Annotated in this window: 22 protein-coding genes; 7 read left to right on the forward strand and 15 right to left on the reverse strand. The window is 59.7% G+C overall.

What is annotated here, in order from left to right; translation table 11 throughout:
• Positions 1-20: 20 nt before the first annotated feature.
• From OO730_RS00480 to OO730_RS00510, 7 genes are all read right to left on the reverse strand, one after another.
• Complete coding sequence (locus OO730_RS00480) at positions 21-353, reverse strand: ferredoxin-thioredoxin reductase catalytic domain-containing protein (protein ID WP_264982620.1); 333 nt, start codon at positions 351-353, stop codon at positions 21-23.
• A gap of 2 nt (positions 354-355) precedes the next feature.
• Positions 356-607 (reverse strand): glutaredoxin family protein, encoded by a 252-nt coding sequence (locus tag OO730_RS00485; protein ID WP_264982621.1) that lies wholly within the window; start codon positions 605-607, stop codon positions 356-358.
• 117 nt (positions 608-724) lie between these two features.
• Entirely contained in the window at positions 725-1,615 is an 891-nt protein-coding gene (locus tag OO730_RS00490; RefSeq protein WP_264982622.1) for an amino acid ABC transporter permease, read from the reverse strand.
• Positions 1,616-1,625: 10 nt separating this feature from the next.
• Complete coding sequence (locus OO730_RS00495; RefSeq protein ID WP_264982623.1) at positions 1,626-2,471, reverse strand: transporter substrate-binding domain-containing protein; 846 nt, start codon at positions 2,469-2,471, stop codon at positions 1,626-1,628.
• Between the two features lie 167 nt (positions 2,472-2,638).
• Positions 2,639-3,448 carry an amino acid ABC transporter permease gene (locus tag OO730_RS00500; protein ID WP_264982624.1) on the reverse strand — a complete coding sequence of 270 codons (810 nt, stop codon included), beginning with the start codon at positions 3,446-3,448 and terminating at the stop codon, positions 2,639-2,641.
• 102 nt (positions 3,449-3,550) lie between these two features.
• Positions 3,551-4,192, reverse strand: coding sequence for a dTMP kinase (gene tmk / locus OO730_RS00505; protein WP_264982625.1), 642 nt, complete (start codon positions 4,190-4,192; stop codon positions 3,551-3,553).
• On the reverse strand, positions 4,168-5,166 hold the full coding sequence (locus OO730_RS00510) for a 3'-5' exoribonuclease YhaM family protein (RefSeq protein ID WP_264982626.1): 999 nt from the start codon (positions 5,164-5,166) through the stop codon (positions 4,168-4,170). The genes tmk and OO730_RS00510 overlap by 25 nt, the downstream gene beginning before the upstream one ends.
• 183 nt (positions 5,167-5,349) lie before the next feature.
• Between OO730_RS00510 and surE the strand changes: the two genes are divergently transcribed.
• From surE to OO730_RS00525, 3 genes are all read left to right on the forward strand, one after another.
• A complete protein-coding gene (surE, locus tag OO730_RS00515) occupies positions 5,350-6,102 on the forward strand; it encodes a 5'/3'-nucleotidase SurE (RefSeq protein ID WP_264982627.1) in 753 nt (250 codons plus the stop codon).
• Positions 6,103-6,191: 89 nt separating this feature from the next.
• The gene (gene gap / locus OO730_RS00520) at positions 6,192-7,175 is read left to right on the forward strand and encodes a type I glyceraldehyde-3-phosphate dehydrogenase (RefSeq protein ID WP_264982628.1); all 984 of its coding nucleotides are present in this window, start codon (positions 6,192-6,194) and stop codon (positions 7,173-7,175) included.
• 303 nt (positions 7,176-7,478) lie between these two features.
• Positions 7,479-8,681 (forward strand): EAL and HDOD domain-containing protein, encoded by a 1,203-nt coding sequence (locus tag OO730_RS00525; protein WP_264982629.1) that lies wholly within the window; start codon positions 7,479-7,481, stop codon positions 8,679-8,681.
• A 72-nt stretch (positions 8,682-8,753) separates the two neighbouring features.
• On the opposite strand, the gene cimA is transcribed toward OO730_RS00525, so the two are convergent.
• Genes cimA through OO730_RS00560 form a run of 7 tightly spaced genes read right to left on the reverse strand, consistent with a single transcriptional unit; the run spans position 8,754 to position 15,204 of the window.
• Entirely contained in the window at positions 8,754-10,340 is a 1,587-nt protein-coding gene (cimA, locus tag OO730_RS00530; RefSeq protein ID WP_264982630.1) for a citramalate synthase, read from the reverse strand.
• A 5-nt stretch (positions 10,341-10,345) separates the two neighbouring features.
• The gene (locus OO730_RS00535) at positions 10,346-11,575 is read right to left on the reverse strand and encodes an aspartate kinase (RefSeq protein ID WP_264982631.1); all 1,230 of its coding nucleotides are present in this window, start codon (positions 11,573-11,575) and stop codon (positions 10,346-10,348) included.
• An 18-nt stretch (positions 11,576-11,593) separates the two neighbouring features.
• The gene (tsaE, locus tag OO730_RS00540; protein ID WP_264982632.1) at positions 11,594-12,073 is read right to left on the reverse strand and encodes a tRNA (adenosine(37)-N6)-threonylcarbamoyltransferase complex ATPase subunit type 1 TsaE; all 480 of its coding nucleotides are present in this window, start codon (positions 12,071-12,073) and stop codon (positions 11,594-11,596) included.
• Positions 12,074-12,080: 7 nt separating this feature from the next.
• Positions 12,081-12,530: a CBS domain-containing protein gene (locus OO730_RS00545; RefSeq protein WP_264982633.1), complete on the reverse strand. Its 450-nt coding sequence runs from the start codon at positions 12,528-12,530 to the stop codon at positions 12,081-12,083.
• Between the two features lie 3 nt (positions 12,531-12,533).
• Entirely contained in the window at positions 12,534-14,069 is a 1,536-nt protein-coding gene (locus OO730_RS00550; protein WP_264982634.1) for an NAD(P)H-hydrate dehydratase, read from the reverse strand.
• Between the two features lie 26 nt (positions 14,070-14,095).
• Positions 14,096-14,470 carry a holo-[acyl-carrier-protein] synthase gene (locus OO730_RS00555; RefSeq protein ID WP_264982635.1) on the reverse strand — a complete coding sequence of 125 codons (375 nt, stop codon included), beginning with the start codon at positions 14,468-14,470 and terminating at the stop codon, positions 14,096-14,098.
• 8 nt (positions 14,471-14,478) lie between these two features.
• On the reverse strand, positions 14,479-15,204 hold the full coding sequence (locus tag OO730_RS00560) for a pyridoxine 5'-phosphate synthase (protein ID WP_264982636.1): 726 nt from the start codon (positions 15,202-15,204) through the stop codon (positions 14,479-14,481).
• A gap of 179 nt (positions 15,205-15,383) precedes the next feature.
• On the opposite strand from OO730_RS00560, the gene OO730_RS00565 reads away from it, so the two are divergent.
• Entirely contained in the window at positions 15,384-16,721 is a 1,338-nt protein-coding gene (locus OO730_RS00565) for a UDP-glucose dehydrogenase family protein (protein ID WP_264982637.1), read from the forward strand.
• Between the two features lie 69 nt (positions 16,722-16,790).
• Here OO730_RS00565 and OO730_RS00570 read toward each other — a convergent pair whose 3' ends face one another.
• Positions 16,791-17,006, reverse strand: a complete 216-nt coding sequence (locus OO730_RS00570) for a hypothetical protein (RefSeq protein WP_264982638.1) — start codon at positions 17,004-17,006, stop codon at positions 16,791-16,793.
• Positions 17,007-17,318: 312 nt separating this feature from the next.
• Between OO730_RS00570 and OO730_RS00575 the strand changes: the two genes are divergently transcribed.
• The 3 genes from OO730_RS00575 (at position 17,319) to OO730_RS00585 (ending at position 22,488) form a co-directional block, all read left to right on the forward strand.
• Positions 17,319-17,819, forward strand: coding sequence for a chemotaxis protein CheW (locus OO730_RS00575; RefSeq protein ID WP_264982639.1), 501 nt, complete (start codon positions 17,319-17,321; stop codon positions 17,817-17,819).
• A gap of 152 nt (positions 17,820-17,971) precedes the next feature.
• On the forward strand, positions 17,972-21,448 hold the full coding sequence (gene mfd / locus OO730_RS00580) for a transcription-repair coupling factor (protein ID WP_264982640.1): 3,477 nt from the start codon (positions 17,972-17,974) through the stop codon (positions 21,446-21,448).
• 14 nt (positions 21,449-21,462) lie between these two features.
• On the forward strand, positions 21,463-22,488 hold the full coding sequence (locus OO730_RS00585; protein WP_264982641.1) for a peptidylprolyl isomerase: 1,026 nt from the start codon (positions 21,463-21,465) through the stop codon (positions 22,486-22,488).
• The last annotated feature ends 1 nt before the right edge of the window (position 22,489 follow it).

A 22,489-nucleotide genomic window follows, 5' to 3' on the forward strand; every position in this document is an offset into this window, starting at 1 on the left:
TTTTTCATCTGTGGGATAATCTAGAATAATATCTTTTCCGGCGGACGCCTCTCCGGCACCACCTGTTTTTCAATGGTGCCGTCGTTGTATTCCTTGCTCACGTACAGGGCGCAGTAGCAGGCGCCGAACTCCTTCACGTCATCCTCGCGGTAGGTGCATGGACAGATGATGTCCCTGTCGGCGTCGATCTCGCCGTTGGCCAACCGGCAGGGGCAGGCCATGTAGCCCAGCCGTTCCTTGTTGATGAGCAGGCTCTCAAGCAGCGGCATGGTCATGTCCATGTCGTCGTTGAAATGGTATCCTTTGGGCTCCTGGAGTTTTTTCAGGCTTTCGAAGAGCTGTTTGGCGTCCACGGCTATTCCCCCTTGAGCGCGGCGTCGATCTTGTCCTTGTGATACCCTACCACGACCTTGTCCTTGATGACGATGGTGGGGAAGGAGACCGCCGGGTTGTGTTTCTTGATCTCGTCAACGGCCTGTTTGCGCTCGTCGCCGGTCAGCTCGTCCACATGGACGCATTCGTATTTGACGCCGCATTCGTCGAGGTATTTCTTGGCGTTGCGGCAATGGATGCAGGTGGAGAGTGCGAATACCTTGACATCATTCATTCTGAAGGCCTCCAGGTCGAACGGTGAGCTCGTTTGTTGGTTTCGGGAATCAGGCGACCGGTCGGATTGACTGTCTTCGGCTCCCGTGAAGAAATTTTTAATCAACTCAAGCACAGATCAGTCCCTTCTCATGGTCAATTCCAATTTCCTGACGGCCAGGGAGCACAGGAACGTCAGCACGAAATACATGCCGAGGACCGTGGTCCAGATCTCGAAGCTCCGATAGGTGGTCGTCATGAGCTGCTGGGCCTGGAACGTCAATTCCTCGATGGAGATGACCGATACGATGGCCGAGTCCTTGATGGTAGATATAAACTGTCCGGCCAGGGCTGGCAACATGCGTTGCATGGCCTGGGGCAGGACGATATGGACCATGGTTTGGAAACGGGTCATGCCCATGGAAGCCGCCGCCTCCCATTGGCCCTTGTCAACGGACTCGATGCCTGCGCGCACGATCTCCGCGATGTAGGCCGCCTCGAACAGGGCCAGGGTGATCAGGGCGGACAGGAACCTGGGAAAGCGGTTCATGGGCCCGAAGAGCCAGCTCAGGGCTTCCAGCGCCGTGTCGGACAGCCCGTAGATGGCGTCCTCCACCCTGAGCAGGGTCATGATCTGGTCGCCGATGAAGAAGTAGAAGACGAAGATCAGCACCAATGGCGGGGTGTTGCGGATCAGCCCGACGTAGGCCGAGGCGACCTGGCGTTTGAACAGGCTGGGGCTGACCCTGAACAGTCCCATCACGGTGCCGAGCAGGAGGGCCAGAATTCCGGCCCACAGGCTCAACCGGATGGTGGTCAGCAGACCGAGGGTCAACAGTCCCGGTTTCCATGATTGTGCGGGCTCGTCGAAGCGCAGCAGGAACTGCGGGATGATCTCCCAGTTCCAGTGGTAGTTCAGCCCGGTCAGCGCCTTGAAGGCGACGTAGCCGATCACCCCGGCCAGCGCCGCCAGGATGGCGGCGTCCAGCCAGGTGATGGGAATGCGTTTGGTGTTCGTGGATCGATTCAAGAAACCGGCTCTACTGGATCTGGTCTTCCCATTCGTTGGTGTAGAACCAGTACTCGTACCGGTTTTGGAGCCAGCCCTTGCTTGAGGTGAAGCGCACCCAGTTGTTGAGCCAGTTCAGAAAATCGGGATCTCCCTTCCTGACGGCAAAGGATATGGGCTCCTGGGTCAGGTCTTCCTTGACGGGAAGGTAGAGCTGATCCGGGTATTCCTTGGCCAGGTTGAAGGGCAGGGGGTTGGAGGCCACCAGGGCGTGGACGCGTTCGTTGAGCAGTTCCTGAATGGTCTGGGATTCCTCGTCGAAGAAAAGAATCTTGGCCTTGGGCAGGAAGTTCTTGGCCGCTTCGGCCGCCGTGGTGCCGAGCCGGACCGCGATGGTGGTGTCGGGCGTGTTGAAGTCGGCGATCCGGGTACGGTCGCCGGCAAGCTTGCGGCTTGCCGTCAGGGACATGCCGGAGAATTCATAGGGCACGGAGAAGTTGACCTTGAGGTTGCGCTGCGGGGTGATGGACATGCCGCCGATGATGATGTCGAACTTGCCGGTCAACAGGGCCGGGATGATGCCGGACCACTTGGTGGGCACGAACTCGGCCTTGACGCCCATGTCTTCGGCCAGACGCTTGGCGACTTCGATCTCGAAGCCGATGTAGTCGCCGTTCTTGTCCTTCATGGCCCAGGGCTTGAATGTGTCGAAGCCGACCTTGATCACGCCGCGCTGGAGGATGGTTTCCAACTGGCTGACCTTGGTGTCGGCGGCTTCGGCTTTTTGTGTTTCTTGGGGTGCCTGGCTGCAGCCCGTCATGGGCAGGACGAGCAGGCAGAAAAGTGTGACGGCGACAAAGATGCGTATGGGTTTCATCGAATTCTCCTTTATCCGGCGACGCGCCGGAACGGTTGTGATTATTTGCAGGAATCCTGGGCACAGGTGATGTGCGACACTCCTTCGATGGCGATCATGATGGTATCGTCCAGTTTGGTTGCCCGCCAGATGGTCATGGTTGTCTCCTTTGGGTTGAAGGGTGTTTATTATACGGTTTTATACCGTTTTTCCAAATAATTGGCGGCGCCGGCCAGGGCCAGTATGACAGCCAGATAGATGGCGGCGACCGTGAACCAGATTTCAAAGGTCAGGAAGGTTTCGGCATCGATCATCCGTCCCTGTTGAGTCAGGTCCAGGATGGCGATGGTTGAGACCAGTGCCGAGTCCTTGATCAGCGAGACGGCCTGGCTGGTCAGCGGGGGCAGCACCCGGCGTACGGCCTGGGGCAGGATGATGTGGCGGTACATGGCGTACGGCCCCATGCCGAGGCTCTTGGCCGCTTCCCACTGCCCTGTGTCGATGGAGGTGATGCCCGCCCGGAAGATTTCGGACGCATAGGCCCCCTCGAACAGGCTGAGTGCGATGACCGCGGCCCAGAAGGCGGACATGTCCAGGATGGGCGCGGCCACGAAGTAGATGAAAAATATCTGGATGAGCAGGGGGGAGTTGCGGATCAGTTCCATGTAAGTGCGTGCCACGCCGCGTCCGGCCCAGGACCTGGACATGCGCAACAGCGCCGTTCCCATGCCGATGACCAGCATCAACCCCATGCTCACGGCCGTGATCTGCAGGGTCACGCCCAGCCCCAGGAGCAGGTTGCCCCAGGTGAATCCATGGTCCGTGACCTGCCACAGGTATTGCGGGATGCGGTACCACTGCCAATTGTACCCCAGCCGTTGGGTGCCCGCTGCCAGGAGCCAGATCAGGCAGCCGGCAAGGGTGATGAACTTGGCCGTGTCCGTGATTGCGGAAACGGTCAGCCAGGGTTTGCGAGGTGGTGTGTGGGCAATCGGCATTCGGCTCTCGAAACGCTGTTTGTCGGCGTTGAGATGTCACAGTAGCAGAAACCGGCACGGAGTGCAGGTCTTTTTCCTTTTCGTTCGGTGAAGATGGAATGATCAGGCGATTGCAGCCAGGCGTTCGTCGAGAATTTCCTTAATGCGTTCAAATACTTGTTCGGGCGAATTGTCGGCATTGACCACGCGCATCCGGTCCTTGTTGAAGGCCGCCCATGTGAGGTAGCCCTCGCGGATTTTATTATGGAAGGAGATGTGTTCCGCCTCGAACCGCCCTTCCTCCTTGGCCTTGCCGTCCTCGATGTTGCGCAGCATGGCCCGCTTCAGGCCGATTTCCGGGTCGATGTCCAGGACGATGGTCAGGTCGGGCCACAGTCCGTCCACGGCCACCTCGTTGAGTTCCCTGAGGGTCTTGGTGTCCAGGCCGCGTCCGTAGCCCTGGTAGACGATGGTCGAGTCCGCGAACCGGTCGCAGAGCACGACCTTGCCCGCGTCGAGTTCGGGCCTGATGACCTGGGCCACGTGCTGGGCCCGGTCCGCCAGGTAGAGAAAGAGTTCGGTGATGGGCGTGATGTCCCGGTTGTCCACGTGCAGGAGCATCTTGCGCAGTTCCCTGCCCACACGGCTGCCGCCCGGCTCCAGGGTGAGGAACACGTCCCGGCCCTTGGATTCGAGGTATTCCCTGACCTTCTTGATCTGCGTGGACTTTCCGGTGCCTTCTATGCCTTCAAAGGTAACAAACATTGATTCTCCGGCTTGCCGTTGTTCTTTTTCGATTTGTCAGGGGTTTGCGTAGGGCGATAAACGTTTCGCTCCAAAAAGCGCATGTAGGGCGACCAGTCCTGCCCGGTCTTGTCCATTTCGGCGTATGCCTGGTCGATGATGTTCAGTTTGGCGTCCATGTTATCCGCGAAGTGGAGGATGAAGGCCTCGGGCGTCTTTGGGCGGACCGGAGAGCCGAACTCGTGTTCCCCGTGGTGGCTGGTGATCAGGTGCTTGAGGTGCATCTTGAGGCCATCGTCCAGGGTCTTGCTCTTTTTCAGGAACGGCTCGAGCTTTTCCACGCCGATCTGGATGTGGCCGAACAGCCGTCCCTCGTCGGTGTAGTCGTTGGCCGGGCCGCCGGACAACTCCCAGGCCTTGCCGAGGTCATGAAAGATGGCCCCTGCGAGCAGGGTCTGGCGGTCCAGGGCCGGATACACGTCGCACAGGGCCATGCAGGCGCGGGACACCTGGAGGGTGTGCTCGAGCAGGCCGCCGACGTATGCGTGGTGAACGGTCTTGGCACCCGGCGCGGTCAGCATCCGGCTTCGGATTTCCGTGTTGCCCAGGACCTTCTTGCAGAATTTTTTCCAGGGCCCGTGCTTCATGTGCTCGGTAACCAAATCCTCGACGGCCTCCATCAGTTCTTCGGGAGGCACGCAGGAGGTGGGCAGGAAATCGGCCAGGTCCACATCGGGGTCGTCGGCTTCGAGGATGGCCATGTGGTCCACCCGAAGCTGGCTCTTGTCGCGATAGCTCTCGACAAAACCTTTGACGCGCACGACGAGCCCGGGTTCCAGGGACGGGTAGTCCTGGCTCTTGGGGCTCCATATCTTGCCGTCGATCTTGCCGGTTGCATCCTGGAAGGTGATGTTCCAGTAAGGGCCGTTTCGGGACTGCGCCTGGTTGGCCGAGGCCAGGAGAAAGAGGTCGTCGACCGGTTGGCCGGGGGCCATTTCATGGATATGTTGAGACTTTTTTCCCACGTATCTTGCCATTGGATTGATGTTGAGATACCCGGTCCATACGCGTATGGTCGCATTGATTGCCGAGTGAACGCGGATTCGTCCGCTCCATGGTTATGAACCTGATTTCACTCCTCTTGTCAAATTGAAGAAGCGCATCAGAGCGGAGTAATGATGAATATACTTCTGGCCAACGACGACGGCATCCAGGCAGTGGGGCTCCGCGCCCTGTATTTTGCCCTGGTGGATGCCGGGCACGATGTCCATGTGGTGGCCCCGGTCACCGAACAGTCGGCCGTGGGACACGCCGTGACTTTGTCCATGCCGGTGCGGGTCAAGCAGTTCAAGGAGAACGGCTTCGTGGGGCAGGGCGTCTACGGTACGCCTGTGGACTGCGTGAAGCTGGGCCTGTCGACGCTGCTGCCCGACAAGCCCGATCTCGTCCTGTCCGGCATCAATGCGGGCGCCAACGTGGGCGTGGATATCCTCTATTCGGGAACCGTGTCCGCCGCCACCGAAGGCGCGCTCATGGAGATTCCGGCCATGGCCGTGTCCATGGATAATTTCAATCCCGAGGACCTGAGCGGCCAGGCCCGTTTCACTGCGGAGTTGTTGCCGAAAATCCCGTGGCTGGATCTGCCCCGAAAATGCGTGCTCAATCTCAATTTTCCTGATTGCCCTGTTGAGGAAGCCGGGGAATTGGTGCTGTGCCCGCACACCCGTGCCTCGTACACGGACTGGTACGACACGCGCAAGGACCCGCGCGGCAGGCCGTACTATTGGTTGGACGGTGCAATTCCGCCCGAGCGGATCAGTCCGGACCGTGATCGGGCGTTGCTCACGGACGGGCACGTCACCCTGACGCCGTTGCATTTCGATTTCACGGATCATGATGCGCTGAATCTCCTGAAAGCTGCGGGAATGTGATACTCCGTTGACGGATAATAATTGCAAACGTATTGTGCCTCTCTAGACTCGAATATTGAAAAAATGCTCACGCAGAGGAGGAAGCTGCCATGGCAACACGCATAGGTTTGAACGGATTTGGACGTATCGGTCGGTATCTCACCCGGTTGTTGGCGAGTGAAAGTGATTTGGAACTGGTTGCGGTCAACGCCCGAGCGTCCAATGAGGACCTGGCGCATCTGCTTAAATATGACTCCGCCCATGGTCGTTTCATGGATGTGGAACCCACCGCCGACGGGTTCAAGGTGGCCGGAAAGCCGGTCAAGGTGACCCGCAACGCTCCGGGCGAATGGACCTGGGGAGACCTTGGATGCGATATCGTAGTCGAATCCACCGGCAAGTTCACCGACCGGGAGAGCTGCGAGAAGCACCTGGCCTGCGGCGCCAAGAAGGTGATCATCTCCGCGCCTGGCAAGGACGCCGATGTGACCGTGGTCGTCGGCGTCAACGAGGAAGCCCTCAAGCCCGAGCACAAGATCATTTCCAATGCTTCCTGCACCACCAACTGCCTGGCCCCGCTGGCCAAGGTGATCAACGACACCTACGGCATCAAGCACGGCATCATGACCACGGTTCACTCCTACACCATGAGCCAGCGCATCCTGGACGGCTCCCACAAGGACATCCGTCGCGCTCGTGCCTGCGCCGTGAACATGGTGCCCACCACCACCGGCGCGGCCCGCGCCGTGGGGCTGGTCATCCCGGAACTCAATGGCGTGCTGGACGGCATGGCCATTCGCGTTCCCACTCAGAACGTGTCCCTGGTTGATCTGGTCTGCGAACTGAAGAAGGAAGCCACGGCCGAGGAAGTCAACGCCGCGCTCAAGGCTGCGGCCAACGATTCCATGGGCTATTCCGAAGAGCCGCTGGTCTCCATCGACTACATGGGCTCCACCTTCGGCGGCGTGGTGGACAGCGCCCTGACCCGCGTCATGGGTGGCACTCAGCTCAAGCTGATCATCTGGTATGACAACGAGGCCGGTTTCACCAATCAGCTCCTGCGCCTGACTAAGAAGGCCGCCGGAATGCTGTAATTTCACTGATAAATTGACGAGATGGCTGCCCTGCGAAAGCGGGGCGGCCTTTTTTTTGCCCTGGCATGAAAAAAATAAAAGAAAAATAGTCTTAATAAAACTAAAGGATAAGGTAAATTGATGCAGTAATTTGAAAATCGTAACTAAAATCAATGTTTACGTACATGTCTCGTTGGAGTAGGTGTTGAAATGACTGTTTCAAATGAGTGTTGCAAGTTGAATGGAATGACGATTTCCCGAAATGCTGTGAGGCTGAGTATGGATACTGCGCAAGCTGCTGACCTGAGTACGGATGTGATGCGCATGATTGTCAGACGACCGATTTTCAAGCGGGACAGGAGCGTCTGGGGCTACGAGCTTGTATCCGACAAGCCGTGGTCTTCCGATGGCGTCGGGACCGTGTCGCTCAAGAGATTGGTTTCCGGCCAGTTGGAAAAACTGGCCGCCCTCGGTGTCGGCCCCGGGGACGGCAAGAAACTGTTCCTGAACATCGACAGCGAGGATTTGTTGCACGACGCATGGTCCCGGAAGTGGGATCAATGCGTGTTCGGCATATGCGGGGGGGCCGTTTGTTCGCAGGCCTGCTCCGGCTTTGCCGACCGGGCGCACGAACTGGGTGGGAGCGTCGCCCTGGAGGCCGACGGTCCATCCGGGGCCGCTGTTATGGACAAGTGCGACATAATCAAGGTTTCCCTGGCCGGGAAAACACCGGCGGATATTGTCGGCATTCGCAAGAGATACAAGGAGTTCAGCGGCAAGCTCCTGGCTACCGACATCCCTGATTGGGAGACTTTCGAGGGGACAAAGGCATTGGGGTTCCACTATTTCCAAGGCCCGTTTTTCGTGGAGCCCCGGATAGAGAAGGGTGCCAAATTACAGCCGAGCATGGTCTCCAAGCTGCAATTGCTCCGTGAACTGGGGGCGCCGGTCTGCGAGATGCAGGAGCTGGCGCGGATCATCGCGTCGGATGTTTCGCTGAGTTACCGCATCCTGCAGTATATCAACTCGGCCTCCTTCGGCCTGAAAAACAAGATCAAATCCATTCAGCAGGCCATCTCCCTGTTGGGACTCGATGAGCTCAAGCACTGGGCAACGGTGGTGACCATGACCGACCTTGATTCCACGCCCAACGGAGAGGAGTTGGCATACATGGCTTTGCAGCGCGCACGGTTCCTCTCCGGGCTGGCATCGACCATCAAGGCCTGCAGACACACGCCTGAGACCATGTTCTTGCTGGGGCTTTTCTCCATGCTCGACGCCCTGTTGGATCACCCCATGGAAAAGGCGCTGGAGGGGATTCCTTTGGCCATCGATCTCAAGGAGGGGTTGTGCGGTGCAGACAACGAATATGGAGATTGTCTGCGGATGCTGGCTGCCGTGGAACGCGGCGACTGGGAGATGGCCAACGGGCTTCTGAGTCGATACGGGGCCTGTGTCACCAAGGCGGCCACCGAATATCTCAAGGCATCCAGGTGGGCGGCAAGACAATTGCCGAACATGAAGTGATGTTTTTCACGACATGCACGCAAAAAGGCCACCCGGATATCCGGGTGGCCTTTTTGCGTGCATGTCGATCGATTATTTGTGTTCGTCCTTGAACAGCTTGTAGTTGATGGCGTCCACAACGGCCTGCCAGCTGGCTTCGATGATGTTGTGCGAGACGCCCATGGTGGTCCAGTGCTCGTTCTTGTCGCCGGATTCCACCAGGACTCGAACAAAGGAGGCCGTGCCGCCGGTGTCGCGGACCGCCCCGGACAGGACGCGGACCTTGAAGTCGTGGAGCTTGATGTCCGCCAGGTTGGGGTAGAACCGCTCAAGTCCCTTGCGCAGGGCGCGGTCCAGGGCGTTGACCGGTCCCATGCCCGTGGCAGCGGTGTGCTCCTGCTGCCCCTTGACGTCCACGATGACCGTGGCTTCGGTAAAGGGCTCGGCGTCTTCCTCACGCTTGGCGTCAACTACGAAGAAGTTGCGGAAGTGGAAGTAATCGAGCGGCTTGCCCAGTGCGCGGAGGAGAATGAGTTCAAAGGAGGCGTCGGCCACCGAGTACTCATAGCCCATGCTTTCCTTCAGCTTGAGTTCCTTGAGCAGCCGGTCCACCGTGGGGTCGTTCTTTTTCAGGTCGTATCCCAGCTCGCGTGCCTTGAACAGGATGTTGGACTTGCCGGCCTGGTCCGAGAGCAGGACGCGCTGTTCGTTGCCCACGGCCTCCGGCTCGATGTGTTCGTAGGTCTTCGAGTCCTTCATGATGGCCGATACGTGGATGCCCCCCTTGTGAGCGAAAGCGGAGGTGCCGACGAACGGCTGGCGCAGGAAGGGCCGCAGGTTGGCCGTCTCACTGACGTAGTGGGAGGTTGCCACAAGCCGCGACAGATTGTCCCGGCCGATGGTTTCTATGCCCATTTTGAGCTCGAGGTTGGGAATGACAGAGCAGAGGTTGGCGTTGCCGCACCGCTCGCCGTAGCCGTTGATCGTTCCCTGGACCTGGGACGCGCCAAGGCGGACCGCCTCGATGGAGTTGGCCACGGCCACTTCGGAGTCGTTGTGGGCGTGGATGCCGAAACTCGCGTCCGGCAAGTGCTTTTTCACTTCTGTGACGGCCTCGGCCACTTGGCTGGGCAGGCTGCCGCCGTTGGTGTCGCACAGGATGAGCCGAGCGGCGCCGGCCTCGTGGGCGGCCCGGATGGCCTGCAGCGCGTATTCGGGGTTGTGCTTGTAGCCGTCGAAGAAATGCTCGGCGTCGAAGATGACCTCGTCAACCCGTTCGTTGAGGTAGGCCACGGAGTTGGCGATGAGTTCCAGGTTGCGTTCCAGGGGTATGCCGAGCGCCGTGGTGGCATGGAGATCCCAGGTCTTGCCGAATATGGTGATGACCGACGTTTCCGCCGCCAAAAGACCGGCCAGGTTGGGGCAGGCCTCGGGCGTGGTCCGGGCAAGATGCGTGGACCCGAACGCCGTCAACTTGGCGTTTTTGAAGGGATGCTTCTTGATCTCTTCGAAGAACTTCTGGTCCGTGGGATTGGCCCCGGGCCAGCCGCCTTCGATGTAGTGGATGCCCAGCTCATCAAGCTTGAGGGCGATGCGCACCTTGTCCTGGGTGGTCAGATTCAGTTCTTCGGCCTGTGCTCCGTCGCGTAAAGTCGTATCATAGATCGTAACGTGTCTCATTATGGCTACTCGGTATGGTTGCCTTCCTCTAAGCTGAAGGCTTTGTGAAGTGTGCGTACAGCCAGTTCGGTGTACTTGTCGTCGATCAGGCAGGTGACCTTGATCTCGGACGTGCTGATCATCAGGATGTTGACGTTCTCATCGGCAAGCGCCCGGAATGCGCGGGAAGCGACACCGGAGTGATTACGCATGCCGACGCCGATAATCGACACCTTGGACACGTTCAGGTTGTGAGTGAGCTCTTCGTAGCCGATCTCGTATTTCAGTTTTTCCAGGATCTTGATGGTCTGGTCCACGTCGGCACGGGGAACCGTGAAGGTCATGTCGGTCAGGCCGTCCTTGGACGGGTTCTGGATGATCATGTCCACGAGAATCTTCTGGTCGGCCAGGGGGGAGAAAATCTGGGCGGAAACGCCGGGCTGGTCCTTGACGTGGACGAGGGTTATCTGGGCCTGATCCTTGTCATAGGCAATCCCGGAAACAAGAACGGATTCCATGCTTTCATCCTCCTGCGTGACTATGGTGCCCGGCTCATCGGAAAAAGTTGAGCGGACGTGAACGGTTACGTTGTATTTCTTGGCGAATTCGACGGATCGGATCTGGAGCACCTTGGCGCCCATGCTGGCCATTTCCAGCATCTCGTCATAGGCGATCTTGTCCAGCTTGCGGGCGTCGGAGCACATGTTCGGGTCGGTGGTGAACACGCCCGGCACGTCGGTGTAGATTTCACAAACATCGGCCTTGACGGCGGCGGCCAGGGCCACTGCCGAGGTGTCGGAGCCGCCGCGGCCCAGCGTGGTTATGCGCAGGCTTTCGTCGCAGCCCTGGAATCCGGCCACGACCAGCACGTCATATTCGTGGAGCATGGCCTTGAGCTTGGTCTCGTCGATGTCCACGATGCGGGCCTTTCCGTATGCGCAGTCGGTCTTGACCGGGGCCTGGAAGCCGAGCACGGAGCGACATTTCACGCCTTGCTGCTTGAGGAGCATGGCAAAGAGGGCGCAGGAGATCTGTTCGCCCGTGGAGACCAGGGAGTCCGCCTCGGCGGGATCGGGGTTGTCCGACCATTCCTTGGCCAGGCTGAGGAGGCGGTTGGTTTCACCGGCCATGGCCGACAGAACCACGATGACCTTGTTGCCTTCCCGGTAGGGGCGCAGGACCTTCTGCATGACCTGCCGCTGGCATTCCAGGTTGCGGACGGAGGTGCCGCCGAATTTTTGTACGACGATGTTCATGTTCAATCTGCTTTTGAGCTAAATCTTGTTGAATTCCGGAGTCAGGGAATGGAGAATTCCATTCGCCGCCTCTCCCATTGCATGCAAAGCGAGGCTTCGTCCAGTCTCGGAAGGCTTCCACTCCAAAAAAAGTGCGTCCCCGGGCCACAAGCGACGATCCAGGAACTGCACCCACTCCACCACTGTGACCGCCTCATCGTCCTCAAAGCACTCGAAGAGCGCGTCGTCCGGCTCCATTCCCTCCAGTCGGTAGAGATCGAAGTGGGCAACCGGCGGGGTGGTCGGGTAGAGGTTGAAGATGTTGAAGCTCGGGCTGGAGACTTCCGCCATGGCCGCGCCGGGGAGGGATTCTACCAAGCCCCGGACCAAGGTGGTTTTGCCCGATCCGAGCTCGCCTTGCAAGAGCAATGCAGGCGGATTCGGGGTTTCGGCCAGTTTTTTGGCCAGAATGCGTCCGAGCTTGAGGGTCGCGTCCGTGTCCTTGAGATGCAGTTCCACGGCCTTACTATGCCTTCAGCAGCGTTTTGAGAACGTCTTCCTTGCCCACCACGCCGACCAACGCGCCGTTGTCCAGGACGGGCAGGGTGTAGAGCTTTTCGTTGGCCATCAGGGTGGCGATGTCCTCGATGGAAGTGCCCGGGTTGATGAAGGTGGGGGCGGGGGTCATGGCCTCGCCCACCTTGGTGGCAGCGATCTTGGTCATCTCCTTTTCCAAGTCCTCGTGGGAGGAGAGGGGAAACACGCCGTCCAGCAGTGTGAAGAAGGAGGGCAGGGTGATCTTTTTCTGCTGGGCGACCAGGTCGGACTGGCAGAGCACGCCCACCACGGTCCCGTCGTCAATGACCGGCGCGCCGTTGATGGAATTGTCGAGCAGCGCCTTGGCCGCCGTGGCGATGTCGGTGTCCGGGGTCAGGGTTATGCAATCCGTGGTCATGATGTCTTTGGCTGTAAGCATAATCTACTCCTGGTTGGATGGTATGATGTGGGGCAGCATCCCGGCGATTTCGGACGCCAGGTTGCCGCGCAGGGGATAGTCTTCTTGCAGGGCGCGGCCGGCCATGCCGTGCCAGAACACGCCCAGGCAGGCCGCCTCCATGGGAGCGACGCCTCTGGCGAGTAGGGAGCCGATGACGCCGGAGAGCACGTCGCCGGAGCCGGCCACGGCCAGGTTGGGTTCGGAAAAGGGGCTCAGGCAGGTCATGCCCGGACGGGCGATGAGCGTGCCCGCACCCTTGAGCACCAGGGTGCCGTTCGATCTCTCGGTGAATCGGTCCACTGCACCGAGCCGGTCGGCCTGGATTGTTGCCGCGTCAGTGTCGAGCAGCATGGCCATCTCGCCGGGATGGGGAGTGAGCACCGCCTGCTCCTTGAGTTCGTTTACCACCTTGGGGAAGCGGGCAAGGCTGAACAGGGCGTCGGCGTCCAGGACCATGGGGATGGCCTGCTCGGCCACCACGGACAGGACGAAAACCGGGGTGTTGGACGATCTGCCCATGCCGGGGCCGATTACCGCAGCGTCGAAGCGTTGGAGGTGGGGGAGCAGAATTTCCATCATGGAGGGCGACCAATGGGTCCCGGTCTCCAGGGGCAGGGTCATGATATCGGGCGAACCTCCCTTTATCGAGTCCGCCAGCCCGCCGGGACAGGCCACCGTGACCAGCCCGGCCCCGGCCCTGAGCGCACCCATGGCCGCCAGGTGGGGCGCGCCGGTCAGTCCCTCGGAGCCGCCGAGGATGAGCAGGTGCCCGCCCTTGCCCTTGTGCATGGACGGCGTCGGGGCCGGAAAGGCGTGAAATATGTCGCTGGTGATCAGATGGTGTCTGACCGGATGTTCTTCCTGTATTTTTAATGGAATGCCTATTGGACAGACATGGACATGCCCTGTGAATTCGTGCGCTTCAGGCATGACCAGGCCGAGTTTGGGGACTTGAAAGGTGGTTGTGACGTCGGCCCTTACCGCCTCGGGCTGGGGGGTGCCGGTCAGGCCGTTCAGCCCCGAGGGAATGTCCACGGACAGGACGAAAGCGCGCTCCCCTAAGCGGTTTATGGTCCGGACCAGTGCCAGCACATCTTTTCGCAGTTCACCCGCAAACCCCGTTCCCAGGAGGCCGTCGATGACGATGTCCGGCTGGGGCAGTGCGCCGAGGTCGACGGAGGCCAGGTGGATGAGCGGGATGTCCAGTTTTTGAGCCCAGAGCAGGTTGGTGCGCGTCTCGGCCCGGTATTGCTTCTTGGGTCGGGTGTGGAAGACCGTCACGTCCGCGCCGAGGTCGGTCAGATGACGGGCCATGGCCAGCGCGTCGCCGCCGTTGTTGCCGGGTCCGGCGAAACAGTGGATTTCGCAGCCGTCCACCGGACCGTACTCCTCGACGAGGGCGGTGACCGCCTCCCGGCTGGCCGACTCCATGAGGGTGATGCCCGGTATTCCGACCGATTGAATGGTTTCCCTGTCCCAGAGGGCCATTTCGTCGGGAGTCGGCAGAGGTAGAAGCATGAGGTCTCCTGGCTGGGGTTCGGGGTCTATCCTTCAAGTATCACGGTGGCGGCTGCGGTGTCACGGGTATGAGTCAGGGAGATGTGCGCCCCGGTCACGCCGAGCTCCCGGCACTTCTCCCTGCCGCGACCATGAAAGGTGATCTCGGGCTTGCCGCTGGGCAGATGCAGAATCTCGATGCTTTGGAACCCGATGCCTTCCCGAAAGCCGGTGCCGAGAGCCTTGACCGCCGCTTCCTTGCCTGCAAACAGGGCGGCCAGGCGGGGGACCGGGAACTTGGCGGGCAACTGGGCCTGTTCGGCCTCGGTCAGCAATTTTTGCGCGAACCGTTGCCCGAATCTGTCCCATAAATCCTGGATGCGGTCGATTTCCGCGAGATCGAGTCCTATTCCCTTGATCATGATGCGTCCTAGTCCGCGAAGGTGCGGATCAGTTCGGCCATGTCCCTGACGGCCCGGTCGATGCCCACGTAAATGGCGCGGGCCATGATGGCGTGGCCGATCGAGTATTCCTTGATGCCGGGGACATCCTTGAAATTGAGTATGTTGCGGTAGTTGAGGCCATGGCCGAGATTGACCTTCAAGCCAAGGTCGTTGGCCAGGACAATGCCTTTGAGTATCTTTTCCAGTTCGACGTTGCGGGCATCGATTTTTTTGGCGTCCGCATAGTGTCCGGTGTGGATTTCGATGAATTCGGCCCCGGTTGCCGAGGCCGCCTCGATCTGCTTGGGGTCCGCATCGATGAACAGGGAAGCGCGGATGCCCTTTTCGTGGACGGGCGCGAGAAAGTCCTTGAGTTCCTGCTCCCGCCCAATGCAGTTCAGACCGCCTTCGGTGGTCAGTTCCTGGCGTTTCTCCGGCACCAGGCAGACCATCTCCGGTTCGGTTTTCAGAGCGATGCGCTGCATCTCGTCCGTGGCTGCCATTTCCAGGTGGAGCCGCGTGTTGCAGGTCTCCTTGATCAGGCGAACGTCCCTGTCCTGGATGTGCCGACGGTCCTCGCGCAGGTGGACGATGATGCCGGTGGCTCCGGCCTGTTCGGCCATGTAGGCCGCGGTGACGGGTTCGGGCTCGATCCCCATCCTGGCCTGGCGCAGGGTGGCCACATGATCGACGTTGACAACGAGTACCGGCATAGTATTCTTCCTCCGAAGTGGGTAATAGCGTGATATCTTCAAAGTTTAAGCTTAATGACTATGAATGGCAATAGTTGTGACAATCGGGTATCATTTTGCAATGATGTTGACGGGGCAGGGTGTTAACGGTATCGGCTAGGCCTGAAATCGTTTTGAATCAATTCATGGAGACAACATAGATGAACGTTTGCATCGTCGGCACCGGCTACGTGGGATTGGTTTCCGCAGCCTGCTTTGCCGAAATGGGTAATAATATCATATGCGTGGACGTCAACCCCAAGGTCGTGGAGACCCTGGAGAGCGGCAAGGTCCACATCTTCGAACCCGGTCTGGAAGACCTGGTGAAGCGGAACACCGAGCAGGGACGGCTGCACTTCACCACCGACCTCGGCGAGGGTATTGCCGAGAGCGAGGTCGTCTTCATCACTGTGGGCACGCCCTGCGGCGACGACGGTTCCTGCGACCTGCGCTATGTGGATGCCGTGGCCCGCGAGATTGGCCTGAAGATGGCGGCTCCCAAGATCGTGGTGGACAAGTCCACGGTGCCTGTGGGCACGGCGGATCGCGTCCGGGCCATCATTTCCGGTGAACTGGAAAAGCGCGGCGAGTCCATTCATTTCGACGTGGTCTCCAATCCCGAGTTCCTGAAAGAGGGCGATGCGGTCAACGACTTCATGAAGCCGGACCGGGTCATTGTCGGCACCGGGGACGAGAACTCCGCCGCGGTGCTCAAGGCCCTGTACGCGCCGTTCGCGCGCAGCCGCGAGAAGCTCATCGTCATGGGCGTGCGCTCGGCGGAGATGACCAAGTATGCGGCCAACTGCATGCTGGCCACCAAGATATCCTTCATCAACGAGGTGGCCAACATCTGCGAGCGGGTGGGTGCCAACGTGGCCGAAGTGCGGGCGGGCATCGGTTCGGACAGCCGCATCGGATACAGTTTCATATATCCCGGCGTGGGCTACGGAGGCTCCTGCTTCCCCAAGGACGTCAAGGCGCTCATCGGCACAGCCGCCGAGCACGGTTACGACGCCCGGCTCATCCGCTCCGTGGACGAGGTCAACGACGCCCAGAAGCATATCCTGGCCGACAAGGTCAGGGCTTATTTCGAGCCGCAGGGTGGAGTTGAAGGCAAGACCCTGGCCCTGTGGGGCATCGCCTTCAAGGCCAACACCGACGATATCCGTGAGGCCTCGGCCACCGAGGTCATCAAGGATCTGACCGCGCTGGGCATGAAGGTGAAGGCCTTTGACCCGGTGGCCAACGATCGGGCCCGGGAGGAGATCGGTCATATAGAGGGTCTGGAGATCTTGGACGACCAGTATGGAGTGCTGGACGGGGCGGACGCCCTGGCCGTTGTCACTGACTGGAATCAGTTCCGCAACCCGAACCTGGATCGAATCAGGGAATTGCTCACGGTTCCGCTGGTCTTTGACGGACGCAATCTCTATCAGCCCGAGCGCATGGGGCAGGCGGGTTTCGCCTATTTCAGCATCGGGCGTACGCCGGTTTTGTAGGCGCAACAACCACAAGACGCAAAAAAAATCCCCGCTTCCTTGGAAGCGGGGAGTTTTTTGCGGGCGTATCTAGAACTGGCCCTTGTAGCAGGTGCGGTACTGCAATTCCTGCAATATGACCCGTTCGTATTCGGGATTGTATTCTATGTCGGTCTGTTCGTCCTGATCCAGCATTTTGGCAAGCTGTTGCGTTTCTTCCCAGAAATCAAGCAGCTCTTCGTCGGCCAGGCTCTTGACCTGTTCTTCCAGGGAGCCGTGATCGTTGAAACTGGCATATTGACCCATGTGCGATTGGCCATCCTAATTTAAAAAGTCAAAAAAATCAGATAAATAGGGGTAAAGTGAAACATACGTTAGTCCTTTATATCTGCATCGTCAACAACACTTTGCGCGGTCCGATATTATAAATTCCTCAACAGCTTTTATTCATTGGCGAAAAAAATGAAGTCCCATAACGGGCTCTGTAATTGAGCCGGGAGTGCTCCAATCGGTTGGGTCAATGGAATTATGATTGACAAAGAAACGGCCAGTTGACACATTCAATACCTGAAAATCGTGGTCCTTTTTTATAGACTGAACCAGCAAGGACAGGTTGCCATGAACCTTGATGTCGAAGAAAACATCGATGTCGAAGAGTCGGAAATCGATCAGGAATTGACCCAACTGGTTACCTTCAGCATCGGCGAGGAGGAGTTCGGGGTCAATATTCTTCAGGTGCAGGAGATCATCCGCACCATGGAGATCACCAACGTTCCCCGAGCCCCGGAATTCGTCGAGGGCGTCATCAATCTGCGCGGCAAGGTCATACCCATTGTGGACATGCGCCGCCGGTTCGGCCTGGCGTCCAAGGAACACGACAAGTATACCCGCATCATCGTCATAGAGAACGAAATGATCATTGTCGGTTTCGTGGTCGACTCCGTGTCAGAAGTCCTGCGCATACCGGCCAGTTCGGTACAGCCCCCGCCGCCCGTGGTGGCCGGCATGGATGCCGATTACATTCACGGCGTCGGCAAGTTGGGCGACAGGCTGCTGATCCTCCTGGATCTCGATTCCCTGCTCGACAATGAGGAAATGGAAGCCCTGAGCGCGGTCTAGCAGGGCCAATTTAGTTGATGACAAGCCGCCTTGCTCCCGCTAGGGAGTGGGGCGGCTTTATTTTGCCGATACCTGTGCGATTGCAGCGCTCTGCGAATTGCAGTCGGTCATACACACTTTCGTTTTAGATTAAATGGAAATATCCTGTACCCATGACGACCGTATTCCCCAGTGAAATAGCTGAATTCATGCGCGGCGCATCGGATTCGGTCCGTATCTTCAAGAGCGGCCCGGCCTCACAGGCGTTGCTGGCCGGTTCATTGCTGTCCAAGGGTGAAAACGTTGTCATCGTGGTGCCCGGCGTGACCGAGTTCAGGGAGATGCGGGCGTTGCTGTCCCTGTTTTCCTCCGGCACGGAAGGCGACATCCATCGGCCGGCCTGGGAACGGGACTGGCTGTTCCTGCCGCCGTACACCTCGAAGACCCCGGACGCTGAAACGTGGAGCGAACGCTGGTCCGCCATCTATGGCCTGACCTACGGACGCCGCCCGTTCGGCCTGCTGATGACCGTGGACAACCTCCTGCCGCACTGGCCGGGGGAAACGGTCCTGCGCGAGAACTGGGTGTCCCTGACCAAGGGCGAGGAAATGTCCCCGGACATCCTGCTGGAGCAACTGGTGTCCTGGGGATACGTGCGCCGCAAGCTGGTGTCCGGTCCGGGCGACATGGCCATGCGCGGCGACATTCTCGATATCCATGCACCCGGCTACGAATTGCCCCTGCGGCTTGAATTTTTCGGTGATACCCTGGAGGAGATTCGGCTTTTCGACCCTGCTTCCCAGCGCTCCAGGGCGGATATGGCCGAGGCGGTCCTGATGCCAGTCGCACCGGGGATCACCACCTCTGATCGGGCCATGCGCGCTACCGATTTATGGGACAAACTCAGGAAGACCGGTGAGATATCCGCTGCTCTCGAGCATTCTCTCTCCGAGCGGCTGGAAGCCAATGACGGATACGTCTGGCCGGGCCTGTATTATGACGAGCCTGTGGGGTTGGAGGAATACTTCCCCAATGACGCGATCTTTCTCCTGTCGTCGAGCGGCGCACTCAGGGCGCGGCTGGAAGACCGTGTTCAGGCGTGGCGTGACTATCTCAAGGAGGAGGAACGCCAGAAGGGGGTCGCCTGGCCCCGGCGGTTCATCTGTCGAAGCGACGAGGCGGCGCGCGGGGCGTGGCGCAACGCACGGCAACTGGTGTTCGAGGAGTTGACCATCGGTAGGGAAAAGACCGGCGCGGACCTGTCCGAGACCCCGTACAGCGAATTTTCCGATCTGTTCTGGAAGCCCGAGGAGTCCCGGCGGCCCTGGGTCGCGCTCATGGCGGGCCTCAAGGAGTGGAACCGCGCCGGGCAGACCACCATCTTGAGCTTCCGCACCGTTCGCTCGCGCACCAAGTTCCTCAGCCTGGCCCAGCAGGAAGGGCTGCCCATGAGCCTCGAATTCACGCCGGGCCGCCGGGGCATTTTCGCTTTGGTGTCGCCCCTGCGCAAGGGCATGGAGCTTGCCTGGAACCAGACGCGCATCCTGGGCGAAGAGGTGTTGCAGCCTCACGCTCCGGCGATCCATGCTGATCGCGACAAGCCCTTCAAGGGGCTGGAGCGGTACGACGACCTGTCCGAGGGCGACCTGCTGGTTCACCGCGACTACGGGCTGGCCCAGTTCGGCGGGCTGCATCATATGTCCATCGGCGAGGGGGCCAACGACTATCTGCTGTTGTATTTTTCGGGTGAGGACAAACTCTATCTGCCCGTGGACAGGCTCAATCTCGTGCAGCGGTTCAAGGGGCCGGAGGGAGCCAAGGCACCGGCCCTGGACAAGCTGGGCGGCACCCGTTGGGCCAAGACCACGGCCAAGGTGCGCAAAGCCATCGAGAAGATCGCCCATGAGTTGGTCGAGATGTACGCCTTCCGCCGCGTGGCCAAGGGGTTCGGTTACGGACCTCCGGACGAGATGTACGCCGAGTTCGAGGCCTCCTTCGGGTTCGAGGAGACCCCGGATCAGGACAAGGCCGTTGCCGACGTGTTCCGCGACATGGAGAAGCCCGAGCCCATGGACCGGCTGGTTTGCGGTGACGTGGGCTTCGGCAAGACCGAGGTGGCGCTTCGGGCTGCGTTTCGGGCCGCGCTGGAGGGGCTTCAGGTGGCTCTGCTTTGTCCTACCACCGTGCTGGCCGAGCAGCATTACCAGACGTTTACCAAGCGCATGGAAGGGTTTCCGGTCCGGGTCGGCATGCTCAGCCGTTTCGTGTCCGCCAAGCGGCAGAAGACGGTCATCGAGGCCGCATCCAGGGGCGAGATAGATATTCTCATCGGCACCCACCGCATCCTGTCCAAGGACGTAGAGCTGCCCAACCTCGGCCTGCTCATTCTGGACGAGGAGCAGCGGTTCGGGGTCAAGCACAAGGAAAAACTAAAGCATTTCAGGCAGAATATTGATGTGCTGACCCTGACGGCCACGCCCATTCCGCGCACCCTGCAGCTTTCCCTGTCCGGCATACGGGGGTTGTCCGTCATCGAGACGCCGCCTCTGGACCGCAAGCCCGTGGAAACCGCCATCATGGAGCGCGAGCAGCTGGAGTTGAAGGCCGTGCTGGAGCGGGAACTGGAACGCGGCGGCCAGGTGTACTGGGTCTACAACCGGGTCAACGGGCTGGAGCGCGTGGCCGAGTATGTCCGTGAACTGGTGCCGGAGGCCAAGGTGGGCATGGCCCACGGGCGCATGGGCGAGAAGGCGCTCGAGGAGGCCATGCGCGACTTCTGGCACGGCGAGCTCGACGTGCTCGTGTGTACGTCCATCGTCGAGTCCGGCCTGGATTTTCCCAACGCCAACACGCTCATCGTGGATCAGGCTCAGCTGTTCGGCCTGGGGCAGCTCTATCAGCTGCGGGGTCGGGTAGGCCGAAGCGAGCGGCAGGCGTATGCCTACTTCGTGGTCCCATCCGTCAATGATATTTCGGAAATTGTGCGCAAACGCTTGCGTATCATTCTGGACATGGATTATCTGGGTGCAGGGTTCAAGGTGGCCATGGAGGATCTGCGCCTGCGCGGCGCGGGCAACATTCTGGGCGAAGTGCAGTCCGGTCAGATGGCCAAGGTCGGGCTCGATCTCTTCCTTGAGATGCTTGAAGAGGAGGTCCGCCGCATCCGGGGCGTGGAGGATACCCGGGCCAGCGATCCTGAACTCAACTTTGTTTTCGAGGCGCACATTCCGGGCGGCTACATTCCGGACTCGAAGGAACGGCTGCGTTATTATAGGGCGTTGTCCGCGACCACGGACGACATGGGGTTGCGGGAACTGGAAGCTGAAATTCGCGACCGTTTCGGCCCGCTTCCCGAGGAGTTGGAAACGTTCCTGGGCGTATTGCGCATCAAGCAGACGCTCTCCCGGCTGCAGGCGGCCCGGGCCGAACTGTATCCCGGCAGGGCGGTCGTGACATGGAACGACGGCGCGATCGCGGTCAGCCCGGAAACCCTGATCGGTTGGGTCGGACAGCGGAGCGGCAAGGCCAAATTGCTGCCCCCGGCCAAACTGGAAGTGCGCCACGGCGAGGCGGCGACCATGCGCCAGGCCCTTGAGGACACGGCCGCCGACCTGGAAACCATGCTCGACAGCGGCGCAGACGCCGCGTAAAGCCAAGGCAAAGAATGACACTATTTCGCACCACCATGATCCTTCTGCTGCTGGCCGTGCTTTGCGGCTGTTCGGGCGACGCCGACGATATCGGCATCGTCGCCCGCGTCAACGGCAGCCCCATCTATCTGACCCAGCTCGAATTTCAGCATGACCAGATTCAGGCCGATTCCGTGGGCGCCTATGTTCCCAGCGTGGAAAAGCTCAGCAGCGAATACGGCGACATACTGGCCGACCTGATCGTGCAGGAATTGGTTTCCCAGGAGTTGAAGCAAAGGGATTTGGCGGTGACCGACGAGGAATTGCGGAAGGCCGAGGACGCCGTCCGGTCGGATTACCCCGAGGGTGCCTTTGAAAAGGTCCTGGTGGAGGAATACATCGACCTCAAATCCTGGCGGATGCAGCTTCGGTATCACCTTGCCCAGAAGAAGTTCTATCAGTTGGTCCTGCGGCCGCAGATCAAGATCGACTACAAGGAAGCGGAGAAATACTACCGCGACCATATTTCCGATTTTTACCTTCCCGAAAGCCTGCGGATACTCGTGGTCAGAGGCCCCAGCCGGGAACTGGTGGAAAAGGCCGTTGAAAAGTACCGGCAGGACCGGGACCAGATGAACCTGACCACGGCCTTCGGCGAGGTGGAAACCCGCGAGGTCGTGGTGCGTGAAGGACGCATGTCCGCTGCCTGGAAAAACGCCGTTTCCGGGCTGGAAGCCGGACAGTCGAGTCCGGTCCTGGCGGACAAGTTCGGTTTCGAGGCGCTGGTACTGCTGGATCGGAGCGAAGCCAAGGTGCTGGAACCGGCCCAGGCCTACCCCCTGGTGGAGGAGGCCCTCCTCGAGAGCAAGCTGCACAGGGCTTTCGAGCAGTGGTTGTCCGACAAGCTGGCCACCGCGAAGATTTCCGTTAGCGAACACCTGCTGACCCAGACCCTTGAGGACAAGCCCCTTGAGGAAGTCGGGGAGCCCGAAGAAATCCCGCAGGAAACGCCCGAAGAGGCTGGAGACTTTGTGGAATCCCAAGAACCCCCGGAGAATTAAT

The organism is Pseudodesulfovibrio portus (assembly GCF_026000375.1).
Lineage (GTDB): Bacteria > Desulfobacterota > Desulfovibrionia > Desulfovibrionales > Desulfovibrionaceae > Pseudodesulfovibrio > Pseudodesulfovibrio portus.

Coding starts and splice junctions, on each gene's coding strand:
- OO730_RS00545 (WP_264982633.1), bottom strand. CDS start 12,530: ATGCTTACAGCCAAAGACATCATGACCACGGATTGCATAACCCTGACC.
- OO730_RS00555 (WP_264982635.1), bottom strand. CDS start 14,470: ATGATCAAGGGAATAGGACTCGATCTCGCGGAAATCGACCGCATCCAG.
- OO730_RS00495 (WP_264982623.1), bottom strand. CDS start 2,471: ATGAAACCCATACGCATCTTTGTCGCCGTCACACTTTTCTGCCTGCTC.
- gap (WP_264982628.1), top strand. CDS start 6,192: ATGGCAACACGCATAGGTTTGAACGGATTTGGACGTATCGGTCGGTAT.
- mfd (WP_264982640.1), top strand. CDS start 17,972: ATGACGACCGTATTCCCCAGTGAAATAGCTGAATTCATGCGCGGCGCA.
- OO730_RS00485 (WP_264982621.1), bottom strand. CDS start 607: ATGAATGATGTCAAGGTATTCGCACTCTCCACCTGCATCCATTGCCGC.
- OO730_RS00560 (WP_264982636.1), bottom strand. CDS start 15,204: ATGCCGGTACTCGTTGTCAACGTCGATCATGTGGCCACCCTGCGCCAG.
- OO730_RS00585 (WP_264982641.1), top strand. CDS start 21,463: ATGACACTATTTCGCACCACCATGATCCTTCTGCTGCTGGCCGTGCTT.
- OO730_RS00565 (WP_264982637.1), top strand. CDS start 15,384: ATGAACGTTTGCATCGTCGGCACCGGCTACGTGGGATTGGTTTCCGCA.
- OO730_RS00575 (WP_264982639.1), top strand. CDS start 17,319: ATGAACCTTGATGTCGAAGAAAACATCGATGTCGAAGAGTCGGAAATC.
- OO730_RS00525 (WP_264982629.1), top strand. CDS start 7,479: ATGATTGTCAGACGACCGATTTTCAAGCGGGACAGGAGCGTCTGGGGC.
- tmk (WP_264982625.1), bottom strand. CDS start 4,192: ATGTTTGTTACCTTTGAAGGCATAGAAGGCACCGGAAAGTCCACGCAG.
- OO730_RS00510 (WP_264982626.1), bottom strand. CDS start 5,166: ATGGCCCCCGGCCAACCGGTCGACGACCTCTTTCTCCTGGCCTCGGCC.
- OO730_RS00500 (WP_264982624.1), bottom strand. CDS start 3,448: ATGCCGATTGCCCACACACCACCTCGCAAACCCTGGCTGACCGTTTCC.
- OO730_RS00535 (WP_264982631.1), bottom strand. CDS start 11,575: ATGAACATCGTCGTACAAAAATTCGGCGGCACCTCCGTCCGCAACCTG.
- OO730_RS00570 (WP_264982638.1), bottom strand. CDS start 17,006: ATGGGTCAATATGCCAGTTTCAACGATCACGGCTCCCTGGAAGAACAG.
- cimA (WP_264982630.1), bottom strand. CDS start 10,340: ATGAGACACGTTACGATCTATGATACGACTTTACGCGACGGAGCACAG.
- surE (WP_264982627.1), top strand. CDS start 5,350: ATGAATATACTTCTGGCCAACGACGACGGCATCCAGGCAGTGGGGCTC.
- OO730_RS00550 (WP_264982634.1), bottom strand. CDS start 14,069: ATGCTTCTACCTCTGCCGACTCCCGACGAAATGGCCCTCTGGGACAGG.